This is a genomic window from Parerythrobacter aestuarii (assembly GCF_030140925.1).
GTDB lineage: Bacteria > Pseudomonadota > Alphaproteobacteria > Sphingomonadales > Sphingomonadaceae > Parerythrobacter > Parerythrobacter aestuarii.
Genome location: NZ_JARBWD010000001.1, coordinates 1,269,149 through 1,289,885, shown reverse-complemented (window position 1 = coordinate 1,289,885; position 20,737 = coordinate 1,269,149). Strand labels below are relative to the sequence as shown.

Here is a 20,737-nt window from a genome sequence, read left to right as displayed (position 1 = left end):
ACAGGCCAAGGGAAACAGGACATCGCTGCCGCCCAATAGCTGGCGGTCAATTCAGCTTCCGTGGCCAAGGTAGCAGTCATGCTGGCCGCAAACATCAACGCCGACGAGCCAAGCGCGAAGATCGTGGCGTGGAGCCGCAAGAAGGTCACCCCAACGGGACCCCCGGTTCATGCTTGGCGGTGCGAATGGTCAGCGATGTCTTCACGCTCGCCACGTTGGGCGCAGGCGTCAGCTTGCTGGTCAGGAATTCCTGGAAGCTCTGCAAGTCCTTGCTGACAATCTTGAGGATGAAATCGATCTCGCCATTGAGCATGTGCACTTCGCGCACTTCAGGCAAGTCGCGCATATGGTCCTCGAACTCGCGCAGCGAATCCTCGGCCTGGCTCTTCAGACTGACCATGGCGAAAACGGTGATGGCGAAGCCCAGCTTGGACGGTTCCAGCTCCGCATGGTAGCCGCGAATGACGCCGTCATCCTCCAGCGCGCGTACCCGGCGCAGGCATGGGGGAGCCGTCAGCCCCACCCGCTGCGCAAGTTCGACATTGGTGATACGCCCTTCGCTCTGCAATTCCGCCAGCAACCGCCGGTCGATATCGTCGAGATTGGCCATGCTGTGCCCCTTATTTATGGCTTCCCTGCAAGGTTGCGAAAGGAACAGGCCCACCAACGCCCGTTCTCGCTAATAATATTGTTCATGACAGCAATTGTCCCGCTTTGCAACGCACCACGCAGCTGTGGTTCTTAACCTTTTATAAACTGCTATTGACCGCCGGATGCCGCACAAAGCGGCCAACCCCGATTCCGCCGGAGCCCGCTCGCGCCCATGCATTTCGACGACCGCCTTGCCACTGTGCTGCGCCACCGCGCCAGCGGCGAGCGGGCTGCGCGCACGCAGTACCGGCAGTTGCTCGACCTGTTGGGCCAGCGCCGCCATGGGCGCGACGAAAGCCTGCTGGCGGCGGCCTGGCTGCGGCTCGGGGCGCTGGGCGAGACCATCCCGGCCATCGACCGCGCCGCCATAGTGCGTGAGCCGAGCTGGCGCTTTCGCAACCCGGAGCTGGCCGCGCATCTCGCCGAAGACCAACCGGCGGTCGCGGCGGCAGCGCTGGCCTCGGCCCATCTCGACGAAGATGACTGGGAAGCACTGATCCCGCGCCTGCCGATCCGCGCGCGCGGCTTCCTGCGATTGCGCCGCGATTTGCCCGACGGGGCCATGCGGGTGCTTGACCGCCTCGGCGTCAGTGACCGTGCCTTGCCGTTACCGACAACCGATGAACCGCTCGTGCTGACCGAAGAAGCGGATCCGGAATCCGAAGAACGCCCCAGCAACGTCATGCCATTTCCGGCCAATGATGCGGCCGATCAAGACCCGGCCTGGCCGAAGATTGAGCCCGAAACCGATCCCGAACTCGTGGCTGAGCCGACTAGGGGTGAGGCGGTCGAGCAGGAACAGACACCGATCGCAGCGCTGGTCGAGCGTATCGAGGCGTTCCAGCGCAGCCGGAATGAAGCCCGGCAGGCTCCGGCAACGGCAGCAGAGTCCGATCCGCACCTCCCGTTCATTGAATTGGAGCAGGAATCGCAGGAAGAACGGCAGGACGGATTGGTCTTCACCACCGATGCCGAAGGACGGATCGACTGGGCCGAAGAGCATGTCGCACCGATGCTGCGCTACTTGGGAGTGGCCGATATCCTGCCCCGGGCGCAACAATTGGCCTGGCAGCGCCGGCTCCCACTCGCTTCGGTCGCAGTCACGCTCGAAGGCGCTCCCAGTATCGCTGGCACCTGGTATCTCGACGCCGCGCCGCGCTTCGATCCGCTCGGCGGACGCTTTGTCGGCTATGCTGCCAGGCTCCGCCGCGCCAGCGGCAGGGACGATGCTCAGGAAGAATCTTCGGAAAGCGACCGCATCCGCCAGTTGCTGCACGAACTGCGCACTCCGGTGAACGCCATCCAGGGTTTTGCCGAAGTGATCCAGCAGCAACTGTTCGGTCCGGTTCCGCATGAATACCGTGCCCATGCCGCCGCCATTGCTGGCGACGCGGCACGCATCCTTGCTGGCTTCGACGAGCTCGACCGCCTTGCGAAACTGGAAAGCGGTGTCCGTGAACTGGAAGAGGGCGAGGCGAATTTCTCGGCCATTGTCGCAGGCCAACTGAAGCAACTCGGAGACATTCTCAAGCCGCGCAATGCCGGGTTCGCAAGCAAGCTGGACAAGAACTGCAGCATCGCTCTCGCGCATGGCGAAGCAGAAGCTCTGAGTTGGCGTATCCTCGCTGCCCTTGCCGCATCCCTCGCCCCGGGCGAAACGCTGCGTATCTCGCTCAAGGGGGCGGCAAAGGCGCGTGGCGAAGCGCTGCAATTGCAATGCGACCTGCCTGAAGCTCTGAAGGCGCGCGACGACATCTTCGCTGCAGCCACCGCGAAGGCCGGCGGCACTGGCCTGCTCACCCCCGGATCCTTTGGCAGCGGTTTCGCACTACGATTGGCGCGTGCGGAGGCACGTTCGGCAGGTGGCAGCATGGCAAGGGTGGATGACAGGCTCACTCTTACCTTGCCGCTCTTGACCGCCGCAGAGGCCGACTCTAGCCCGGAGGGGGACGCAACCACTTCCGCCCGGCCAGGAGTATCCTGACACCATTGCACCGGGCCAACACAGGGCAGCCCGAGGCCGATGCAACGCCTTCCCCCGAAGGAAAATTTCGCCAGGTTCGAACCTGGCTTCGCTCCGCGCGTACTGCTCACTGTCGATACCGAGGAAGAGTTTGACTGGGACGGCGACTTCAGCGCCACAGAACACGGTCTCGACCACGTCCGTCAGCTGACCCGCTTCCAGGAGTTCTGCGAGAACCTGGGGGTTTCGCCTGTCTACCTCGTCGACTGGCCGATCGCGCAATCACCGATGGCCCAGGAAATCCTCGGTGACGCCTGCGCCCGGGGCAAGGCTGAAATTGGAATCCAACTGCATCCCTGGGTCAATCCGCCCTTCGAAGAGGAAGTGGGCAATTTCAACAGCTTTGCGGGCAACCTTCCAACAGATCTCGAGCGCGAGAAGCTGATGATGCTGCGCGATGCGATCACCGACAAGTTCAATTGCGTGCCGCAAATCTATCGCGCGGGCCGCTATGGAACCGGCCCGGCCACGGCAAAGCTCCTCAAACAGGCCGGGATTGCCGTTGATACATCGGTGCGGTCGAAGTTCGACTATTCCGCCAGTGACGGGCCTGACTATGCGCGCCATCCTTTGGTGCCGTGGTGGGTTGGCAAAGACCGTACCCTGCTCGAACTGCCGGTAACGACAGTCTATTGGGGGCCGCTTCGCAAACAGGCGGATGCAATCTTCCCGGCCCTGCATCGTTTCCAGGCTGCGATCGGCCTGCTCGCCAGGCTCGGCTTGCTGGAACGGATCGCGCTGACCCCGGAAGGGGTCGGGATCGAGGATGCCATTCGCGGGATCGACATCGCACTCGACGACGGATTGCCGGTTATCGTGCTATCGTTTCACAGCCCATCATTGGCACCCGGCTATACACCCTATGTCGAAAACGAGGCCGATGTTGACTTGCTGTATGAATGGTTCCGTCAGGTCTACGGTTACCTTTTCCAGCGCGGAGTTGCGCCGACTACGGTGCAAGACATCATGGGTCATGTGAAAGTCTGAGCGCTCCGGTGCCAGAACCGCTTGCCCTTTGCGCCAAGCCCCGCTAGCGGCGCGCATGCGGGATGCCCGTATGGGGGCCTGTAGCTCAGTTGGTTAGAGCTGGCCGCTCATAACGGCTAGGTCGCGGGTTCGAGTCCTGCCGGGCCCACCATTGGGCACCGCATGAAAATCGGTCGGGGAGTGGCGCAGCCTGGTAGCGCACCTGTTTTGGGTACAGGGGGTCGCAGGTTCGAATCCTGTCTCCCCGACCAGTTTTCATGTCCCGAAATCATCCAAGGGATGCGCCGGATATTCTCCCAGATCCTTTCGCCCCGGCAACCCGGCCTGTAGGGACCTATTCAGCTACATTCTGATACGCTTTGCGACCTGACTTTCCGCGCACAGCAAGGCATGGTTGCTCCATGAGCGAAATTTCGACAGCCCTGAACCGTTTTGGCCTGGGTGCACGGGCTGGAGAACCAGTGCCGAACGATGCGCGTCGCTGGCTGCTGCACCAATTCGATCGTTTCGACCCCCAGCCGCTTGCGATCGCCAATCGCCCCGGCGCGCGCGAAGGGGTCGCAAAGCTGGTTGCCTATCGCCAGGAGCGGCGCGCCTTGGTCCGTGCTGCGCGCAGGCAAGGGCAAGAAGGAGGCAATCCGAAAGCGGTCCAGGAAAACCTGCAAGCCGCAGCCCGGGAAAGCCGGGAGGTCTACCTCGCGGACGTCGCTGCCCGAGCGCAGGTCGCAATCGAAAGCGATACGCCATTTGTCGAGCGCCTCGTGCACTTCTGGTCCAACCACTTCGCTGTCTCGGCAGCCAAGGCACAAGCGCTGTCATTGGTCGGCTCCGCTGAGTTCGAGGTAATCCGGCCCAATGTCTTGGGCAATTTCCGCACCATGCTGCGCGAAGCCTCCTTGCATCCCGCGATGCTGCTTTATCTCGACCAGGTCCAGTCCGTCGGACCCGGGAGTCCGGCAGCCAGACGAGGCAATCGCCGCCAGCAAAACGGGGGGCAACTTGGCCTCAACGAGAACCTCGCCCGGGAAATCATGGAGCTGCACACGCTCGGTGTGGAGGCCGGCTACAGCCAGGCCGACGTAACGGAATTCGCCCGAGCGCTGACCGGCTATACGTTCGCTGGATTTCCGCAGCTGCGAAGGGCAAAGGATCTTGCCAATGGATCAGCCTATGCCCGGGTCATCCATGAGCCGGGCCCGCGCATTATCATGGGCAAGCGCTATGCCCAGGAATATGCGGCCCAGGCGCAGGCAGTTCTCGACGATTTCGCCAGCCATCCGGCCACCGCGCGCCACATCGCGACCAAGCTCGCCCGCCATTTCGCTGCCGACGACCCGCCGCCGGCCCTCGTCGCCCGGCTGGAACGGGCCTTCATCGAGAGCGATGGCGACCTGCCAACTGTCTATCGCGCACTCATCGATGCGCCTGAACCGTGGCAGCTGGCAGGGTCGAAGTTCCGCACGCCATGGGAATGGTCGATCGGTGCACTGCGCGGCGTTGGCAGCGGAGGCATGAACCCACGCCGGTTTCTCGGGATGCAGCGCGAACTGGGCCAGCCGGTCTGGGGGCCGCCTTCCCCGCAAGGCTTCCCCGATACGTCCAACAGTTGGGCTGCTCCGGACGCGCTGATCCGGCGCATCGAAGTCGCCGCGAGATTGGCCGAGAATGCGCCGACCTACGATGTCGCTGCGTTGGCAGGGCGGTTGTTTCCAGAAGCGATCAACGAAACTACCGACCGGGCCATTGCCCGGGCCGAAAGCCCGGCGCAGGCATTGGCACTGCTGTTGTCGTCGCCGGAAATGATGCGGAGGTAAGCATGATCGATATTGCCTTCACCCGACGTTCTTTTGCGTTCGGTTCGCTGGTCCTTGGCGGCATGGTGGTGGCAGCACCCGGCTCTGCCCTTGCGGCAGCCGCAGGTAGCAAGCGTCTGCTGTTCGTGCTCCAGCGCGGTGCTGCCGATGGGCTGGCGACCCTTGCTCCCACCGGCGATCCCGATTTCGCGCGACTGCGCGGACCGATGCTGGAAGATTATGAGGAGTCCTTAGCGCTGGGTTCTTTCTTTCGTCCCCACCCGGCCTTTGCCAATATCGGAACCATGGCGGCGCAGAATGAAGTGCTGTTCGTGCACGCCGTGGCCTCCGCCTATCGCGAGAGATCGCATTTCGATGCCCAGAACCTGCTCGAAACGGGCGGGCTCAAGGCCTATGCAAGGCGCGATGGCTGGCTCAACCGGCTGGTCGGCTTGCTGGCAGACGATGAACCTCGGGCGCTGGCATTGTCGGCTGCTGTTCCCACCGCCTTGCAGGGCCCGCAGCCTGTTTCCAGCTATGCCCCTTCAGCCTTGCCTGAAGCGAGCGCCGACCTGCTGCAACGCATCGCGATGCTCTACCAGGGTGACGAACAGCTTGCGCCGCTGCTCGATGAAGCTGTCAGGACACGCGCGATGGCGGGCGAAGTCGATATCCGCAACCTGCGCAATGCAGAGGCAGCCGGACAGCTGGCGGCATCGCTGATGTCCGGGCCGCAAGGGGCGCGGATAATGATGGTCGAATCGAACGGCTGGGACAGCCACGCCGGGCAGCAATTCCAGTTCCCCGCCGCAGCAAGGCGGCTCGATGCGATGCTTGGTGCTTTCCGCGAACGCATGGGGCCGGAATGGCAGGACACGCTCGTCCTGGTGGCGACAGAGTTCGGTCGAACCGCCGCACTCAATGGCACTCGCGGCACAGATCACGGCACTGGTGCCGCCATGATGGTCATCGGTGGCGGAGTCCGAGGCGGGCGCGTGCTGAGCGATTGGCCGGGCTTGCGCGAGGGCGACCTCTACCAGTCCCGCGACCTGATGCCGACCCGCTCGACAGAAAGCGTGCTGGCCGGCGCGATTGCCGAACATTTTGGCCTCGATTCCTGGCGGACAATGGCAGAACTGTTTCCGGGTCGCGATGCCGCAGCCGAGACCGGGTTGTTGCGCGTCTAATTCCTACTCGCCGGCCTGGATATCGTTCGGCTCGTTGGCGAGGATGCCGACGACCTGCGTCCACACAGCTACATTCTGGCGCAGCTGGACGGGATCGATCTTGTCGAGCGTATCGTCCGGCGTGTGGTGCAGGTCGAAATAGCGGGTGCCGTCCTGCTGCAAGTCGATGATTGCGGTCTTCTGGTCGCGGGCGATGTTGATATCCGCCCCGCCCGTGGCGACTGCCATTCCGTTCGACACCCCGAAGCGCGCAACGGCCCGTGCGATCCGGTTGTGCAGCGCCGGGTTGGCTTCGCGGAAATTGCTTTCGAATTTCCAGATCCGGTCGGCCCCGAAATCGCTTTCAAGGCCGACTGCGACGGGTTCGTCGAGATGCGCTGCGCTATAGGCCTTGGAGCCCCACAGCCCGGTTTCCTCAGCCCCGGCAAACAAGACGCGGATTGTGCGCAGCGGCTGCCCTGCGTCGCTGACCGCCTTGGCCGCCGCCGCGACGATACCGCAACCCGCGCCATCATCGAAAGCACCCGTGCCGTTCCACCAGCTGTCGATATGACAGGCCAGCAGCACCGGCGGCAGCGAAGGATCGCTGCCGACAATCTCGCCAACGACATTGCCGCTCATCGTGGTACCAAGGTCACGCGGGGTCAGCGTCAGCTTCATCGTGATGGGACCCTGCGTCCGTTCGAACATCCGTTCAAGGTTGGCCGCATCGGGCAGGCTCAGTGCACCCGCTGGCGTCGGTTTAACACCTTCGGGGAAACCCGCACCACCGGTGTGCGGATTGCGGTGATAGTCCGTGCCGACCGACTTGATGACCGTCGCCACCGCACCCTTCTGGGCTGCGATCCCTGAACCCACCCAGCGGGCCGGGCCGGCAAAGCCATAATGCGAGCCGTCTTGCGCAGGGGTCATGTAATGCGTGATGTAGGCGATCTTCCCTGTCAGGCTGCCGTCTGCCATCGCTGCCAGCTCTGCCACAGTGCCTACATTCACAACCTCCGCCGTGATACCTTCTGGCCCGGTCGAAGCGCTGCCGCCGAGCGGAGCCACTACAAAGGACTGCGGGAATGGCGACACGATGCCGGCGCTCGCCTGATCGCCCGGCACCCAGGTCTCCATCTCGAAGGGTTCGATCGCGACATTGTCAAAGCCGTTGGCCTTGAGCCATTTCACAGCCCATTCTCGCCCGCGAGCCTCCGCTTCGGTTCCTGCCTGGCGCGGACCGACTTCAGTGGTGATGCCTTCGACAAAGTCCCACGCCAGTGCATCGCTTTCCAAGGCGCGATCTGCCGAAGCGGCGACGCGGGTCGCCGTGCTCTCTGGAATGACGACCTGCGCCAGTGCGGAAACGGGAAGCGAAAGCGCGGCAAGCGCGAACAGGGATGTTTTCATGGGCGGAACCGCTAATGGTGCCGCCTGCCTGTGTCCAGCAGACTGTTAACCGCCGGCGGCGGCCTGCTTCAGCTCAACGGGTTGGGGTTCGGGGTCAGGCTCAGCATTGCTCAAGGCCTCGCGCTCGGCATTTTCCACCCGGTTCCGACCGCTCGACTTGGCCTGGTAGAGCGCTTCGTCGGCCCGAGCGAACAGGCTGCGATAAGTTTCGCCGGAGCGCGCCGTGGCGATGCCGAAACTGGCGGTAAGGCGGATATCGTCGTTGAGGCCATCGTGCTGCAAGCGAGCGAACGCCAGCCTGATCCGTTCGGCCAGCCGTTCGGCCGGCTCGTTCTCGCAGTTCCACACCGCGATGCAGAATTCTTCCCCGCCGATGCGCCCACCCACGTCGCAACCGCGCACCGTGGCCTGGATCAGCTCGCCGAAGTTCGAAATCGCCGCGTCGCCAGCCTGGTGCCCCCAAATGTCGTTCACTTGCTTGAAGTGATCGATATCGGCAACCACGAGGCTGAGCGCGCGCTTTTCGACCTGGGCACGCGGCAGCATACTGCGGATCGATTGCTCGAACGCGCCTCGGTTCAGCAGGCCGGTCAGCGGATCGCGTTCGCCGCTTTCGCGCAGTCCCCTCGTCCATTCGGCAATCGTCGCGCCGATCAGTACCATCGCGGTGGCGATGCCCTTCACCGCCAGCACCAGCCCAATCAGCGAATAATAGATCGATTGGCGGTAGACCTCGGCCGGGATCGATTGCTCGAACAGCAGGGTCATGGTCGGCCTGACCAGGAAATCGACCGCCTGGAAAGCCATTATCGCGATGATCGCAACATCGACAACGTCCCGCCGCCGCGCCGTTAGGAGGGTCGTCACGCCCATGGCGAACATGACACCATACCCCACGTTGACGATGATCAGTCGGGGCCCGACATCATCGGAGACGCCGACAGTCACAGCCAGCATCAGCGCGCTCAAACCGTACACGACAGCCATGCTGCCAAGGTGCAGCCGTTGCCCGCAGCGCTCGCACACGGCGGCAATCAGCGTGACCGAGCCAAGTGTGTAGAAGACCTGCGTGGTATGAAAGATGTAGAATGAGTCAGGTGGCAACAGGTGGGTGAAGAGATAGCCGACCGAGGCCAGGGCATAGGCAATACCGAAGCCCAGCACGTGGCGCTTCAGCTGCCCCGCTCGCCAGAGCACCACGAACGTCGCTGCGAAGAACAGCGACATCAATGGTGGTACCAGTCCTAGAATCTGTGTCTGCATCGACCCTGCCACACTCCCTCGCCTGCGGGTTAGGCCAATAAGGTTAACAGCGTCTTTAGGGGCGCCACATACTTGCGGGGTAATTCCGGCACATGGCCGGGCCGCTTCGGCAGGCCTGCGAACCGCTTGCCCTCGGCCTCTTCGCCCCCTATCTGCACCGGCAAATCCACGCAGATTCTCCGATCCGAAGGACGACCCCGATGGCCGCGCAATACGCCTATGTCATGAAGAACATGACCAAGACTTTCCCCGGTGCCCAGAAGCCGGTGCTGAGCAATATCAACCTGCAGTTCTACCAGGGCGCGAAGATCGGCATCGTCGGGCCCAACGGCGCGGGCAAGTCCACCCTGATGAAGATCATGGCCGGGATCGACACCGATTTCACCGGTGAAGCCTGGCCGGGCGAGAACATCACTGTTGGCTACCTGCCGCAGGAGCCCGAGCTCGACCCGACCAAGACCGTGCTCGAAAACGTCCGCGACGGTGCCGGCGAGACCGCCGAAATGGTCGAACGCTTCAACGCCATCAGCGCCGAAATGGGCGACCCGCAGGACGACACCGATTTCGATGCGCTGATGGAAGAAATGGGCGTGCTGCAGGAAAAGATCGACGCGGTCGACGGGTGGACGCTCGACAACCAGCTCGAAATCGCGATGGAAGCGTTGCGCTGCCCGCCGTCCGATGCCTCGGTCGAAAACCTTTCGGGCGGCGAGAAGCGCCGCGTCGCGCTCACCCGCCTGCTGATCCAGAAGCCGTCGATCCTGCTGCTCGACGAGCCAACCAACCACCTCGACGCGGAATCTGTCGAATGGCTGGAAAACCACTTGAAGGAATATGCGGGTGCGGTGCTGATGATCACCCACGACCGCTACTTCCTCGACAATGTCGTCGGCTGGATCCTCGAGCTCGATCGCGGCAGCTACTACCCGTACGAAGGCAACTACTCGACCTACCTCGAGAAGAAGGCCAAGCGCCTCGAGCAGGAAAGCCGCGAGGAATCAGGCCGCCAGAAGGCGTTGAGCCGCGAGCTCGAGTGGATCCGTCAGACCCCGGCCGCGCGCCAGACCAAGTCCAAGGCGCGTATCCGCAAGTTCGAGCAGCTGCAGGACGCGCAGGACGGCCGCAAGCCGGGCAAGGCGCAGATCGTGATCCAGGTGCCCGAGCGGCTGGGCGGCAAGGTGATCGAAGCCAAGAACATCTCCAAGGCCTATGGCGACAAGCTGCTGTTCGAAGATCTCTCCTTCATGCTGCCCCCGGGTGGCATCGTCGGCGTCATCGGGCCCAACGGCGCGGGCAAGTCGACCCTCTTCCGCATGATTACGGGTCAGGAAACCCCCGATAGCGGCAGTATCGAAATCGGCGAGACCGTGCGCCTGGGCTATGTCGACCAGAGCCGCGACGATTTGGATCCCAAGCACAATGTGTGGGAGGAAATCTCCGACGGGCTCGATTACATGAAGGTCAACGGCCACGACATGTCGACCCGTGCCTATGTCGGCGCGTTCAACTTCAAGGGGCAGGACCAGCAGAAGAACGTCGGCAAGCTGTCGGGCGGCGAACGCAACCGCGTGCACATGGCCAAGATGCTCAAGGAAGGCGGCAATGTCCTCCTGCTGGACGAGCCGACCAACGATTTGGACGTCGAAACGCTCGGTGCGCTGGAAGAGGCGATCGAAAACTTCGCCGGCTGCGCCGTGGTCATCTCGCACGACCGCTTCTTCCTCGACCGCCTGGCGACCCATATCCTGGCGTTCGAAGGCAACTCACACGTCGAGTGGTTCGAGGGGAACTTCGAGGCTTACGAAGAAGACAAGCGGCGGCGTCTGGGTGATGCGGCTGATCGACCTACGCGGTTGGCGTATAAGAAGCTGACTAGGTAGCTCCTAACGCCATTGTTCGTCATCCCCGCGCAGGCGGGGATCCAGTTTGGCTGGAAAAGCCTTTGCTGCCCTGGACCCCGGCCTAAGCGGGGGCGACGATGAATTAAGGGCCCCCTTACCCCTTCGCCTTCCCGATCCCTGGCAGCAGCATCCCGACCTTGGTCCGGTACTCCGCATATTGCTCGCCCAGGAACGCTACCAGGTCGCGCTCTTCATAGCGGATCGCGATCAGGACGTAGATCGTCATGCCGGCTGCGAACAGCAGGTGCCCGGCGGTCATAACCGGGATCGCCCAGATGCCGATCAGCATGCCGAGATAGAGCGGGTGGCGGCTAACCTTGTAGAACAGCGGCTGGCGGAACTTCTGCTCGACCGGTTCCTTGCCGGTGAAGTCCAGCCACACCTGCTGCAGCCCGAACAGCTCGAAATGGTTGAGCAGCCAGGTGCTGATGAAAGCGATGGTCCAGCCGACAAGGAACAGCGCCCATAGCGCCAGCGTCGCGGTTTCCGTGTCCACCGCCCAGATCACATTTGGGATCGGTTGCCAGAAGGCGAACATGATCCACAGGACCACCAGCGTCATCAGCACATAGGTGCTGCGCTCGATCGCCGGGTGTAGGAAGCCGGTCAGCCATCGCTTGAAGCCCGGTCGCGCCATCACCGAATGCTGCACCCCGAACAGCGCGATCAGCACCAGGTCGACGGCAACTGCCACACCCATCGGCCCGGCCACTCCGCTGTCCACGGTCTTGGGTACGAACACCCCGCCGACGAAAGCGATCAGGTAGACGAATGTCGCGAAAAACAGAAAGTAGGTCGCAACGGCATACAAAGCTCTAACCAAGCGCATAAGGTATCCCCCTCCAGATAACCCTTGCGCGACCCCAAGCGACTCAGCGGTCGCAGGGCTGAGAATAGCATGGTGGCAGCGACCAAGGCGAATCCGCCTGTGGGCAAGCTAGGGCGCGACCCACCTTGCATCCTGGCCATCGAATTGCGCCCGCATATGCCCGGTGTGCGCGAGGTAAAGCCAGTCGCAATGCTCGACCTGCACCAGCAGCACTGCGAAGTTCTCCCGCGCGGGGAGCACCTGCTCATCGCTTGGCTGCACGCCCTCCAGCCCTGAAGGCAAGCCGCTGGTCGCAGTGTCGCTCGCCGCGCCCGGACCATCGCCGAGGTAACAGCGGCGGGCGAAGTTGGTGTTTTGTGCCCAGGCGGCATCGACCACCGGGCCGTTCTGCTCGATCCGTCCCCTCCCGCGCGTACGGACCTGGATCTTGGCGCCCTTGTCATAAAACAGCACACCCACCGGCGAACCGCTTCCAATCAGTTGCGCCTTGGGGGCACGGATATCGGTATGGAAACGCAAGGTCATGGAATCGGCGTCGAAAGCGCGGAGCACCATCACGCGGAGATCGGCGTCGGCGGTGGCGACAACCGGCGTGTGCATGGGGCTCTTGCGATCGTTCGTAGCGCGAGTCAGCCGCTGCTGAATGTCTCGGCGGATGTCCTCGAGCGATTGCGGGGGTGCGAGCATGGCCGCGCAATGCTCCCTTTCCCGTCGATCCGTCAAGCGCAGGTTCATTCAGCTAAGGCTATTTCAACATTAACAGGAGGCCAGCAGGCCGGTTCAGTTCCGGCTCACTTGCCCTCCCTTAATTATCGATTCACCGTCAAGGGCCGCCGGGGTGGGCAGCGCGGCAACAGGAAGGAACAGGTACCCATGACGATCAAGCAACTCCTCAATGCGAGCGGGATTGGCGCACTGGCCGCCATGCTCGCGCTCAGTGCTGCTCCGGCCCAGGCCAGCGAGACCGCCGACACCCAGCGCGCCGACCGCGAGCGCGGCGAGCGTCAGCAGGTGCGCCAGAATCGTGGCAATCGCCAGCAAGCGCGCCCCAACCGCGCGCAGCAACGCGAATTCCGCCAGCAACGACAGGAACGCCGGCAGGTCCAGCGCAACGCCTCTGCCCCGCCCCAGCGGATCGGCGAGACACCGCCGCGCCGCGCCCAGCAGACCACACGCATGGACACCCAGCGCGAGATTGCGCGGGAGAACCGCCGCGAGCAATGGCGCAGCGGTGACAGGGATCGGACGGTCAGGACCGAACGTCGTTCTGACCGCCGCGCCGACCGGCGTCTCGACCGGCGTAGCGATCGCTGGTCGCAGGACACTCGCGACCAGCGCCGTACCGAACGTCGAACCGAGCGCCGCAATGATTGGCGCAGCGACCGGCGCGATACCCGCCGTGATTGGCGCAGCGATCGTCGCGACACCCGGCGGGACTGGCGCAATGATCGCCGCGACACGCGCCGCGACAACCGCTACGACCGGCGCGACGCCTATCGCGATGGTCGCCGGGACGGGTACCGCGACGCACGCCGCGATCACCGACGCGACTATCGCAGAGGCGACTATCGCCGCTGGAACCGCAGCTGGCGCCACAATCGGCGTTACGACTGGCACAACTACCGCCGGCACAACCGGAGCTATTACAACCTCGGCCGCTATTATGCGCCGTACCGCTATCACCGGTACAACCGCGTCAATATCGGCTTCTATCTCGACAGCCTGTTCTTCGGCAGCCGCTACTGGATCAACGATCCGTGGACCTATCGCCTGCCGGAAGTCTACGGCCCCTATCGCTGGGTCCGCTATTACGATGACGTGATGCTGGTGAATATCTACACCGGGGAAGTGGTCGACGTGATCTACGACTTCTTCTGGTAGGTCAGAGTCACAGGATACGCCGGGCCGATGGGGGTCTGCCCGGACCAGTGAAACCCCCGCCCCGGTTCCTGCCCGGGCGGGGGTTTCCTACATCTGGTGCCTGGATCGGTCCGGGCGTCAGGCCCGCCCGAACGGCAGCATGCGGGTGATCCCGCCTTCCTTGTCCAGGAACTGATGCTTCAGCGCCGCAAGGATGTGTAGCGCGATCAGGTAGATGAAGATCGAACCACCGGTGTGATGCAGCTCGAGTATAGCCTTGCCGGTTTCGAAGTTCTCGCCCACTGGCAGTGCCGGAATGCTGAACATTCCGAACCATTCGATCCCGCGGCCGTAGAACGAACTGCCCAGCCAGCCACCCAGAGGAAGACCGATCAACAGCACGTAGAACAGGATATGCAGGCCGCGCGCGACAGCCTTTTCCCACGCCTTGTAGCTGTCCGGCAGCGGCGGCACCTTTTGTTTCAGCCGCCACGCCAGCCGCGCCAACGTCAGCACCAGGATCGTGATCCCCAGTGCCTTGTGGTTGGCCATGATTGCGCCTTTTTCGGCATCGGTGGCGCCGTGCTCGGCCGCCTCGGCGATGCGCCAGTTGACGATCACGGCGATGGCGATGACCCAGTGGAAAATCATCGCCACGCCTGAATACTTGCTGCGACCTATTGCGGTCATGCAATCTCTCCGCTCAATCCCATTGCGGCATCTAGCAGGAGCCGGGCCGCGCTGCTAGCGTTGCCGCCATGGCTACGAAGACACTCATTCCCGACAAGGATGCGCTCGCCCGGGTCGGCCGGATGGCGCGCAAGGCGCTCGACGCCAACCCCAAGGCCGAAAAGATCCCGACCGACAAGGCCGAGATCTATGCCGTGAAGGAATTCGTCAGCGCCGAAGAGTGCAAGAAGCTGATGATGATGATCGACGTCGTCGCCCAGCCCAGCACGCTGTATGACGGCACCCAGCGCGAAGGTTTCCGCACCTCCTATTCCGGCAATTTCAACCCGCATGATCCGTTCGTGAAAGTGCTGTCGGACCGCATCGACAAGGTGCTGGGCCTGCCCAGCAAGATTGGCGAGACGATGCAGGGCCAGCGCTATATGTCGGGCCAGCAATTCAAGCCGCACCATGACTTCTTCCACACCAACCAGGCCTATTGGGAAGGCGAGCGCAAGCGTGGCGGCCAGCGCAGCTGGACAGCGATGATGTTCCTCAACAAGGTCGAGGCCGGCGGGGCAACCGGCTTTCCCGAGGTCGGTATCAATATCGAACCCAAGCCGGGCGTGCTGCTATGCTGGAACAACGCCTTGCCCGACGGAACCCCGAACGAAGACACTCTCCACGCCGGAACCCCGGTGCAGCAGGGCGTCAAATATGTCATCACCAAGTGGTATCGCACCCGCAAATGGAACTGAGGCCTAGCGAGCAAGCGCCTCTGCAATCAGTTTGCGGCTATTTTCAATTCCATAGAGCTTGATGAAGCTGCCCATGCGCGGGCCCTGGTCGCTGCCGAGCAGGGTCTGGTAGAGCGCCTTGAACCAGTCGCGCAGGTTCTCGAAGCCGAACTCCTCGCGCTTGCCGATCTCATAGACCTCGGTCTGCAAATCTTCCGCGCTCATGTCGCCTGAAGCGTCGGCCAGGAACGCATCGAGCGCCTTGAGCGCCTCGGCTTCATTGGCTTCGGGCGCGCGCTTGCTCAGCGTCGGCGCGATATAGTCCCGAGTGTAATTGACCGCTGCGGTGATCAGCTTGTCGAGCTCCGGCCCGCGCTCGACATCGCCGAGATAGGTATCGAGATAGTCGGCCAGGTTGGCCTCGCTCGCTTCGGTCCCCAGCACGCTGGCGAGGTTGAGCAGCAGGCCGTAGCTGACTGGCAGGCTATCCCCCGCACCCGGCGCTTCCTCTGCTTCCCAGCCGCCATTGACGCGCAGCAGGTTCCACACCGGGTTGCCGAGTTGCTTGTCCAGATCCTGTTCCGGAATCCGCTCGCGGAACTGCCAGTAATCGTCGACCGCACGCGGGATCACCCCGACATGCAGCTGCTTGGCGCTCTTGGGATTGGGAAAGATATAGAAGCCCAGGCTCTCTTCCGTGCCGTAGGTCAGCCACTCCTCGATCGTCAGGCCATTGCCCTTCGACTTGGAAATCTTCTCGCCCTTCTCATCGAGGAACAGCTCGTAGATCAGTCCTTCCGGCTTGCGGCCGCCCAGCACCTGAACGATCTTGCCAGACTGCACGCCGCTGTCAGTCAAGTCCTTGCCATACATCTCGTAATCGACGCCCAGCGCATACCAGCGCATCGCCCAGTCGACCTTCCATTGCAGCTTGGACAGGCCGCCGAGCGCAGACTGTTCAACCACTGTACCGTCGTCGTCGGTGAAGCGAACCATGCCTGCCTCGGCATCGACCACTTCGACCGGGACCTGCAACACCTTGCCTGTGACCGGGCTGATCGGCAGCACCGGCGAGTAGGTCGCGGCACGCTCGGCCCTGAGGGTCGGCAGCATGATGTCGAGAATGTCCTGGTTCTTGCGCAGGACCTGCCGCAGCGCGTCATCGAACTTGCCTGAATTGTACATGTCGGACGAAGCAACGAAATCGTAGTCGAACCCGAACCGATCGAGGAATTCGCGCAGCATCGCATTGTTGTGCGCGGCATAGCTTTCGTGCTCGTTGCTGAACGGGCTGGGGATACGGCTGAGCGGCTTGTGCAAATTGGCCTCGAGCACATCCTTGCGGTCGATATTGTCGGGCACCTTGCGCAAGCCATCCATGTCGTCGCTGAAAGCGACCAGCCGCGTCTTGCCATCCTCGGGCCGCGCGCCGATCATCGCTTCGAACGCGCGCCGGACCAGCGTGGTGCGCAGCACTTCCTGGAAGGTGCCGATATGCGGCAAGCCGCTGGGGCCGTAGCCGGTCTCGAACAGCACGGGCGACGTGCTCCCGTCCTTGGCGGGCTTGGTACCATCGGGATAGCGCTTGAGCAGCCGCTGTGCCTCCTGGAAAGGCCAGGACTTGGATACTCGGGCGGCGTCGATCAGGTCTTGCATGCTCATGGGAAGCGCCTTTGCGTGAGGGCGATGCGTGTTGCAAGTGCGAAGGAGAGTCGGCGGTCGGCGCGGTTGACATTTGCTTGACGAAATTGACACCGTGTCAACTTCGCCAAATCACTCCATCAAATTGTTTTTAAATGGGTTTTGTCCGGACTACTCCGAACTAGACCAACATGGGAGGCCCCCGCCACCGGCCCATCTGGCGAAGCCGGGCTGCCCGAACCCAATAAAGGCACAAATTGTTCGTGTAGGGAAGCACACAAGCCTGCAGAGTGATGTTGCTGCCCAGACCAAGGGGCAGCGCCAGCAAGGCCTTACCGTACCTTAACCACAATCTGCGATAGCAACCACCTGATGTCGCAGGGGGCAATTCTCTCTATCGATCGGTTCGACCAGGATGCCTCTGGCACGGTGGCCGTCGTGCGCGACGAATCCTGGTATCGCGAGGTCCGCTACGAGACTGTGCGCGGGGTTGCGATCACCGAAGAAAAGGCATTGGTCGCTAACCTTGTCGGATTGCTGGTGATGGGCCTCGCTGCCACGCTCATGCCCAATGCCAGCGTCTTCGTGATCCCGTTGCTGGCGCGCGCTGCGGCCATCTTCGGTACTCGCACGATGTGGAACCGGCTGCGGCAAAAGCTCGAGGCCGGCAAAGTGATCCGGCCAACGATGTGGGGGCTTGGCTTCACACTCGCCTTCGGCGGGGCGAGCTGGGCGCTATTGCTGCTGCCATTGCTGGTCGATCCCTTCCTGCACCCCGCACGCATGGCGATTGGTGCCGGCACCTTTGTCGGTGTGGCGCTGGTGACTGTGCTCCTGTCACCAACCCCGCGCTTGATGATCGCCTTTATCGCCGGCTTCAGCGTGACAGTGACCGCCGGTCTCTTTTCCGCGCCGGAATTCATGGCTCTACAGGCCTTCATCTATGCGCATGGCCTTTTGCTTGCGATCGCGGGCTTCGCCTATGCTTCCTCGCACCAGCGCAGACTTTCAGCCGAGATGCTGGTCGAGAACCGCCTGCTGGGAGAGGAACTGGCGGACTCACTCGCACACGCGGAATTCCTGATGCATCGTGATCCGCTGACCGGCCTGCGCAACCGGCGCTGCCTGTTCGAGGAGGAATGGCCCGGCCTTGCCCCCCATAAGCGCAAACATGTGCTGACGCTGGATCTCGATCACTTCAAGCATGTCAACGACACCCACGGCCACGCAACCGGCGATCATGTGCTGATTGCGGTGGCCAATATCCTGCGGGATTTCGAAACCTCCATCCCCGGCGGACCGCATGTCTCAGCCCGACTGGGCGGCGAAGAGTTTGTCTTCGTGCTGACCAATCTCGACCGGGCGCTCGCCTTGTCCTCAGCCGAACTCATCCGCACCCGGATCGAGGAGCTCGGGACCAAGGTTCGCAATTTTGAAGGCGTCACAACCAGCGCATCCATCGGCCTGTGCAGCGTCAGGTCAGGCCAATCGCTGGATACAGCGCTGCAGAAATCGGACCTCGCCATGTACCGTGCCAAGGAACGCGGCCGGAACCGCGTAGAAGCTCACGCAGCGTAGTCGATCACCCGATCACGGCAGCTCGACGGTTTCCTTGATGCTGCCATAGACGAAACTGGTGTTGATGGTCGCGATACCGGGGGTCGTATGCAAAGTGTCGCGCATGAAGGCTTCGTAGGAATCGATGCCCGGCATCACCACTTCCAGCAGGTAGTCCGAGCTTCCCGTCAGCAGGCGGCAGGACAGGATCTGGGGTGTTTCGCGAACCCGCGCTTCAAACGCTTCGACCACTTCGCGTTCGTGCCGGGCCAGCGTGACCTGGACCAGTGCGGTGACCGGATAGCCGGCAGCTTCCCGATTGACGATTGCGACATAGCGATCGATCACTCCGGCCCGCTCAAGATTGCGGACCCGCCGCAGGCAGGGCGACGGCGAGAGGTTCACGCGCTCAGCCAGGTCCGCATTGCTTAATCGACCATCGCGTTGCAGCTCGCGCAGAATTTGCCTGTCCTTGCGGTCCATTTCCCAGCTTCCTTAGCATATTCTGCTAATACTGGACGCAATCGTGGCATAGATTGGAGAGAAATTCCAATCGAAAGACGCTAATCTCGTGCAAACACCAGCAAGAAGGCATTTCGCATGAGTCGTTCCCCGCTTTCCGGTTTCTCCAGCCGCGCCATCCACCACGGGTATGACCCGAGAGACAACCAGGGTGCACTCACGCCGCCAATGCATCTGGCTTCGACCTTTGCGTTCGAAAGTGCAGAGCAAGGCGGAGCGATCTTTGCCGGGGAACAGCCGGGATATTTCTACTCACGCATTTCGAACCCGACGCTGGATCTACTCGAACAACGCATCGCCACGCTGGAAAGCGCAGAAGCGGGCGTCGCCACCGCCTCGGGAATGGGTGCCATCACGGCTGTGATGTGGACCTTGCTGGAGGCAGGCGATACCATCGTCACTGACAAGACGCTCTATGGCTGTACCTTCGCCTTCTTCCGCCACGGGCTCGCCAAGTTCGGCGTCAAGCTGGTGCATGTCGACCTCACGAACCCGGCCGCACTTGAAGAGGTCATGACTGACGATGTGAAGGTCGTCTATTTTGAAACCCCGGCCAACCCCAACATGCGGCTGGTCGATATTGCTGCCATCAGCGAAGTCGCACAGCGCCATGGGGCGAGCGTTATCGTGGACAATACCTATGCCACCCCCGCACTGACCCGCCCGATCGAACTGGGTGCGGATATCGTGGTGCACTCTGCGACCAAATATCTCGGCGGGCATGGCGACCTTGTCGGAGGTCTCGTCGCAGGGTCGGCTGAGATGATGCAGCGGGTCAGGCTCGAAGGGCTCAAGGACATGACAGGAGCGGTCATGAGCCCGTTCACCGCGACTCTTGTCATGCGCGGCCTGAAGACTTTGGCCCTGCGAATGGAACGCCACAGCGCCAATGCCGTGGAAGTGGCCGAATGGCTTGAGGCCCGGCCGGAGGTATCGGCCGTTCACTACCCCGGCCTGGCAAGTTTTGCGCAGCACGATCTCGCAGCGAAGCAAATGGCACTGCCGGGCGGGATGATCGCCTTTGACCTTGCCGGTGGGTACGATCAGGGCATCCGCTTCATGAACCGGCTGCAGATGGTGCTGCGGGCCGTCTCGCTGGGTGATGCCGAAACGCTCGTGCAACACCCGGCGTCGATGACGCATTCGACCTACACACCCGAAGAGCGCGCGGCCCACGGGATTGGTGAGGGCTTGCTGCGACTTTCGGTCGGGCTGGAAGACCTCGATGACATATTCGCAGACCTCGGGCAGGCTCTGGCAGCCTCGGAGTTGTCCATCGCGGCCTGACGGTCACTGCGCTGGCGCACAGGGAAAAGCGGCTGGCGTGGGATCAGCTCATTCATAGCTGACCACCTCGAATTCGATCCCGTCCCAATCGAAGAAGTAGAACCGCTGGCCGGGTTCGTAGACGTCACGCTCGCCCGGCTCCAGTCCTGCGTCGCGGACCGCCTGCTCGGCTGTATCAAGGTCGTCGACGACCACTGCGAGGTGGTTGAGCGGCTGGCCCTTAGAATAGCGGCGTGCAACGGGTCCGGCCGTGTAGAATGCTATATAGTGTGCCTCATCCCCGACATGGATGGTTTGGCCGCCGAGGCGTGAAGGTCCGCTCCAGCGTTCCTTCCAGCCGCACAGTGCCTGCATCAGGGCTGACGAGCGCTGGGGATCGCTGACGGTAACATTGGCGTGTTCGAGATAGCCCTTGGGCATGGTGGCACTCCTTCGGTT

18 protein-coding genes and 2 tRNA genes are annotated in these 20,737 nt (G+C 62.6%); 11 read left to right on the top strand and 9 right to left on the bottom strand.

The genetic code is table 11. The annotated features are described in order from the left end of the window. Nucleotides 1-145: 145 nt before the first annotated feature. Complete coding sequence (locus QPW08_RS06335) at nucleotides 146-610, bottom strand: Lrp/AsnC family transcriptional regulator (protein ID WP_284124889.1); 465 nt, start codon at nucleotides 608-610, stop codon at nucleotides 146-148. 213 nt (nucleotides 611-823) lie between these two features. Between QPW08_RS06335 and QPW08_RS06330 the strand changes: the two genes are divergently transcribed. The 6 genes from QPW08_RS06330 (at nucleotide 824) to QPW08_RS06305 (ending at nucleotide 6,641) form a co-directional block, all read left to right on the top strand. Further along, on the top strand, nucleotides 824-2,635 hold the full coding sequence (locus QPW08_RS06330; protein WP_284124888.1) for a histidine kinase dimerization/phospho-acceptor domain-containing protein: 1,812 nt from the start codon (nucleotides 824-826) through the stop codon (nucleotides 2,633-2,635). Nucleotides 2,636-2,674: 39 nt separating this feature from the next. Next, on the top strand, nucleotides 2,675-3,661 hold the full coding sequence (locus QPW08_RS06325) for a polysaccharide deacetylase family protein (RefSeq protein ID WP_284124887.1): 987 nt from the start codon (nucleotides 2,675-2,677) through the stop codon (nucleotides 3,659-3,661). 74 nt (nucleotides 3,662-3,735) lie between these two features. Next, nucleotides 3,736-3,812 (top strand) — tRNA-Ile (locus QPW08_RS06320). Between the two features lie 23 nt (nucleotides 3,813-3,835). Further along, a tRNA-Pro gene (locus QPW08_RS06315) sits at nucleotides 3,836-3,912 on the top strand. A gap of 150 nt (nucleotides 3,913-4,062) precedes the next feature. After that, nucleotides 4,063-5,475 (top strand): DUF1800 domain-containing protein, encoded by a 1,413-nt coding sequence (locus QPW08_RS06310; protein WP_284124886.1) that lies wholly within the window; start codon nucleotides 4,063-4,065, stop codon nucleotides 5,473-5,475. 2 nt (nucleotides 5,476-5,477) lie between these two features. Beyond that, nucleotides 5,478-6,641, top strand: coding sequence for a DUF1501 domain-containing protein (locus tag QPW08_RS06305; protein WP_284124885.1), 1,164 nt, complete (start codon nucleotides 5,478-5,480; stop codon nucleotides 6,639-6,641). 3 nt (nucleotides 6,642-6,644) lie between these two features. On the opposite strand, the gene QPW08_RS06300 is transcribed toward QPW08_RS06305, so the two are convergent. After that, nucleotides 6,645-8,033, bottom strand: coding sequence for a M20/M25/M40 family metallo-hydrolase (locus QPW08_RS06300; protein WP_284124884.1), 1,389 nt, complete (start codon nucleotides 8,031-8,033; stop codon nucleotides 6,645-6,647). 45 nt (nucleotides 8,034-8,078) lie between these two features. Continuing rightward, the gene (locus QPW08_RS06295) at nucleotides 8,079-9,296 is read right to left on the bottom strand and encodes a GGDEF domain-containing protein (RefSeq protein ID WP_284124883.1); all 1,218 of its coding nucleotides are present in this window, start codon (nucleotides 9,294-9,296) and stop codon (nucleotides 8,079-8,081) included. Nucleotides 9,297-9,496: 200 nt separating this feature from the next. Between QPW08_RS06295 and ettA the strand changes: the two genes are divergently transcribed. Continuing rightward, nucleotides 9,497-11,176: an energy-dependent translational throttle protein EttA gene (ettA, locus tag QPW08_RS06290; protein ID WP_284124882.1), complete on the top strand. Its 1,680-nt coding sequence runs from the start codon at nucleotides 9,497-9,499 to the stop codon at nucleotides 11,174-11,176. 115 nt (nucleotides 11,177-11,291) lie between these two features. Here ettA and mddA read toward each other — a convergent pair whose 3' ends face one another. Both mddA and QPW08_RS06280 read right to left on the bottom strand, forming a co-directional pair. Further along, a complete protein-coding gene (gene mddA, locus QPW08_RS06285) occupies nucleotides 11,292-12,026 on the bottom strand; it encodes a methanethiol S-methyltransferase (RefSeq protein WP_284124881.1) in 735 nt (244 codons plus the stop codon). A gap of 108 nt (nucleotides 12,027-12,134) precedes the next feature. After that, complete coding sequence (locus QPW08_RS06280) at nucleotides 12,135-12,713, bottom strand: PNPOx family protein (protein WP_284124880.1); 579 nt, start codon at nucleotides 12,711-12,713, stop codon at nucleotides 12,135-12,137. Nucleotides 12,714-12,899: 186 nt separating this feature from the next. On the opposite strand from QPW08_RS06280, the gene QPW08_RS06275 reads away from it, so the two are divergent. Further along, entirely contained in the window at nucleotides 12,900-13,907 is a 1,008-nt protein-coding gene (locus tag QPW08_RS06275) for an RcnB family protein (RefSeq protein WP_284124879.1), read from the top strand. A 117-nt stretch (nucleotides 13,908-14,024) separates the two neighbouring features. Here QPW08_RS06275 and QPW08_RS06270 read toward each other — a convergent pair whose 3' ends face one another. Continuing rightward, a complete protein-coding gene (locus QPW08_RS06270; RefSeq protein ID WP_284124878.1) occupies nucleotides 14,025-14,576 on the bottom strand; it encodes a cytochrome b in 552 nt (183 codons plus the stop codon). Between the two features lie 68 nt (nucleotides 14,577-14,644). Between QPW08_RS06270 and QPW08_RS06265 the strand changes: the two genes are divergently transcribed. Next, nucleotides 14,645-15,313 (top strand): prolyl hydroxylase family protein, encoded by a 669-nt coding sequence (locus QPW08_RS06265; RefSeq protein ID WP_284124877.1) that lies wholly within the window; start codon nucleotides 14,645-14,647, stop codon nucleotides 15,311-15,313. 3 nt (nucleotides 15,314-15,316) lie between these two features. Here the strand turns inward: QPW08_RS06265 and QPW08_RS06260 are convergent, their stop codons facing one another. Further along, nucleotides 15,317-16,954 carry a lysine--tRNA ligase gene (locus tag QPW08_RS06260; RefSeq protein WP_284124876.1) on the bottom strand — a complete coding sequence of 546 codons (1,638 nt, stop codon included), beginning with the start codon at nucleotides 16,952-16,954 and terminating at the stop codon, nucleotides 15,317-15,319. Nucleotides 16,955-17,305: 351 nt separating this feature from the next. Here QPW08_RS06260 and QPW08_RS06255 point away from each other — a divergent pair, with 351 nt between their 5' ends. Then, entirely contained in the window at nucleotides 17,306-18,511 is a 1,206-nt protein-coding gene (locus QPW08_RS06255) for a GGDEF domain-containing protein (protein WP_284124875.1), read from the top strand. Between the two features lie 12 nt (nucleotides 18,512-18,523). Here the strand turns inward: QPW08_RS06255 and QPW08_RS06250 are convergent, their stop codons facing one another. Continuing rightward, complete coding sequence (locus QPW08_RS06250; RefSeq protein WP_284124874.1) at nucleotides 18,524-18,973, bottom strand: Lrp/AsnC family transcriptional regulator; 450 nt, start codon at nucleotides 18,971-18,973, stop codon at nucleotides 18,524-18,526. Between the two features lie 117 nt (nucleotides 18,974-19,090). Here QPW08_RS06250 and QPW08_RS06245 point away from each other — a divergent pair, with 117 nt between their 5' ends. Beyond that, on the top strand, nucleotides 19,091-20,299 hold the full coding sequence (locus QPW08_RS06245; RefSeq protein ID WP_284124873.1) for a methionine gamma-lyase: 1,209 nt from the start codon (nucleotides 19,091-19,093) through the stop codon (nucleotides 20,297-20,299). Nucleotides 20,300-20,347: 48 nt separating this feature from the next. Here QPW08_RS06245 and QPW08_RS06240 read toward each other — a convergent pair whose 3' ends face one another. Beyond that, the gene (locus tag QPW08_RS06240; protein WP_284124872.1) at nucleotides 20,348-20,719 is read right to left on the bottom strand and encodes a VOC family protein; all 372 of its coding nucleotides are present in this window, start codon (nucleotides 20,717-20,719) and stop codon (nucleotides 20,348-20,350) included. Between the last annotated feature and the right edge of the window lie 18 nt (nucleotides 20,720-20,737).

Coding starts and splice junctions, on each gene's coding strand:
- QPW08_RS06310 (WP_284124886.1), top strand. CDS start 4,063: ATGAGCGAAATTTCGACAGCCCTGAACCGTTTTGGCCTGGGTGCACGG.
- QPW08_RS06325 (WP_284124887.1), top strand. CDS start 2,675: ATGCAACGCCTTCCCCCGAAGGAAAATTTCGCCAGGTTCGAACCTGGC.
- QPW08_RS06295 (WP_284124883.1), bottom strand. CDS start 9,296: ATGCAGACACAGATTCTAGGACTGGTACCACCATTGATGTCGCTGTTC.
- QPW08_RS06330 (WP_284124888.1), top strand. CDS start 824: ATGCATTTCGACGACCGCCTTGCCACTGTGCTGCGCCACCGCGCCAGC.
- QPW08_RS06305 (WP_284124885.1), top strand. CDS start 5,478: ATGATCGATATTGCCTTCACCCGACGTTCTTTTGCGTTCGGTTCGCTG.
- mddA (WP_284124881.1), bottom strand. CDS start 12,026: ATGCGCTTGGTTAGAGCTTTGTATGCCGTTGCGACCTACTTTCTGTTT.
- QPW08_RS06270 (WP_284124878.1), bottom strand. CDS start 14,576: ATGACCGCAATAGGTCGCAGCAAGTATTCAGGCGTGGCGATGATTTTC.
- QPW08_RS06300 (WP_284124884.1), bottom strand. CDS start 8,033: ATGAAAACATCCCTGTTCGCGCTTGCCGCGCTTTCGCTTCCCGTTTCC.
- QPW08_RS06250 (WP_284124874.1), bottom strand. CDS start 18,973: ATGGACCGCAAGGACAGGCAAATTCTGCGCGAGCTGCAACGCGATGGT.
- QPW08_RS06260 (WP_284124876.1), bottom strand. CDS start 16,954: ATGAGCATGCAAGACCTGATCGACGCCGCCCGAGTATCCAAGTCCTGG.
- QPW08_RS06280 (WP_284124880.1), bottom strand. CDS start 12,713: ATGCTCGCACCCCCGCAATCGCTCGAGGACATCCGCCGAGACATTCAG.
- QPW08_RS06335 (WP_284124889.1), bottom strand. CDS start 610: ATGGCCAATCTCGACGATATCGACCGGCGGTTGCTGGCGGAATTGCAG.
- QPW08_RS06240 (WP_284124872.1), bottom strand. CDS start 20,719: ATGCCCAAGGGCTATCTCGAACACGCCAATGTTACCGTCAGCGATCCC.
- QPW08_RS06245 (WP_284124873.1), top strand. CDS start 19,091: ATGAGTCGTTCCCCGCTTTCCGGTTTCTCCAGCCGCGCCATCCACCAC.
- QPW08_RS06255 (WP_284124875.1), top strand. CDS start 17,306: ATGTCGCAGGGGGCAATTCTCTCTATCGATCGGTTCGACCAGGATGCC.
- ettA (WP_284124882.1), top strand. CDS start 9,497: ATGGCCGCGCAATACGCCTATGTCATGAAGAACATGACCAAGACTTTC.
- QPW08_RS06275 (WP_284124879.1), top strand. CDS start 12,900: ATGACGATCAAGCAACTCCTCAATGCGAGCGGGATTGGCGCACTGGCC.
- QPW08_RS06265 (WP_284124877.1), top strand. CDS start 14,645: ATGGCTACGAAGACACTCATTCCCGACAAGGATGCGCTCGCCCGGGTC.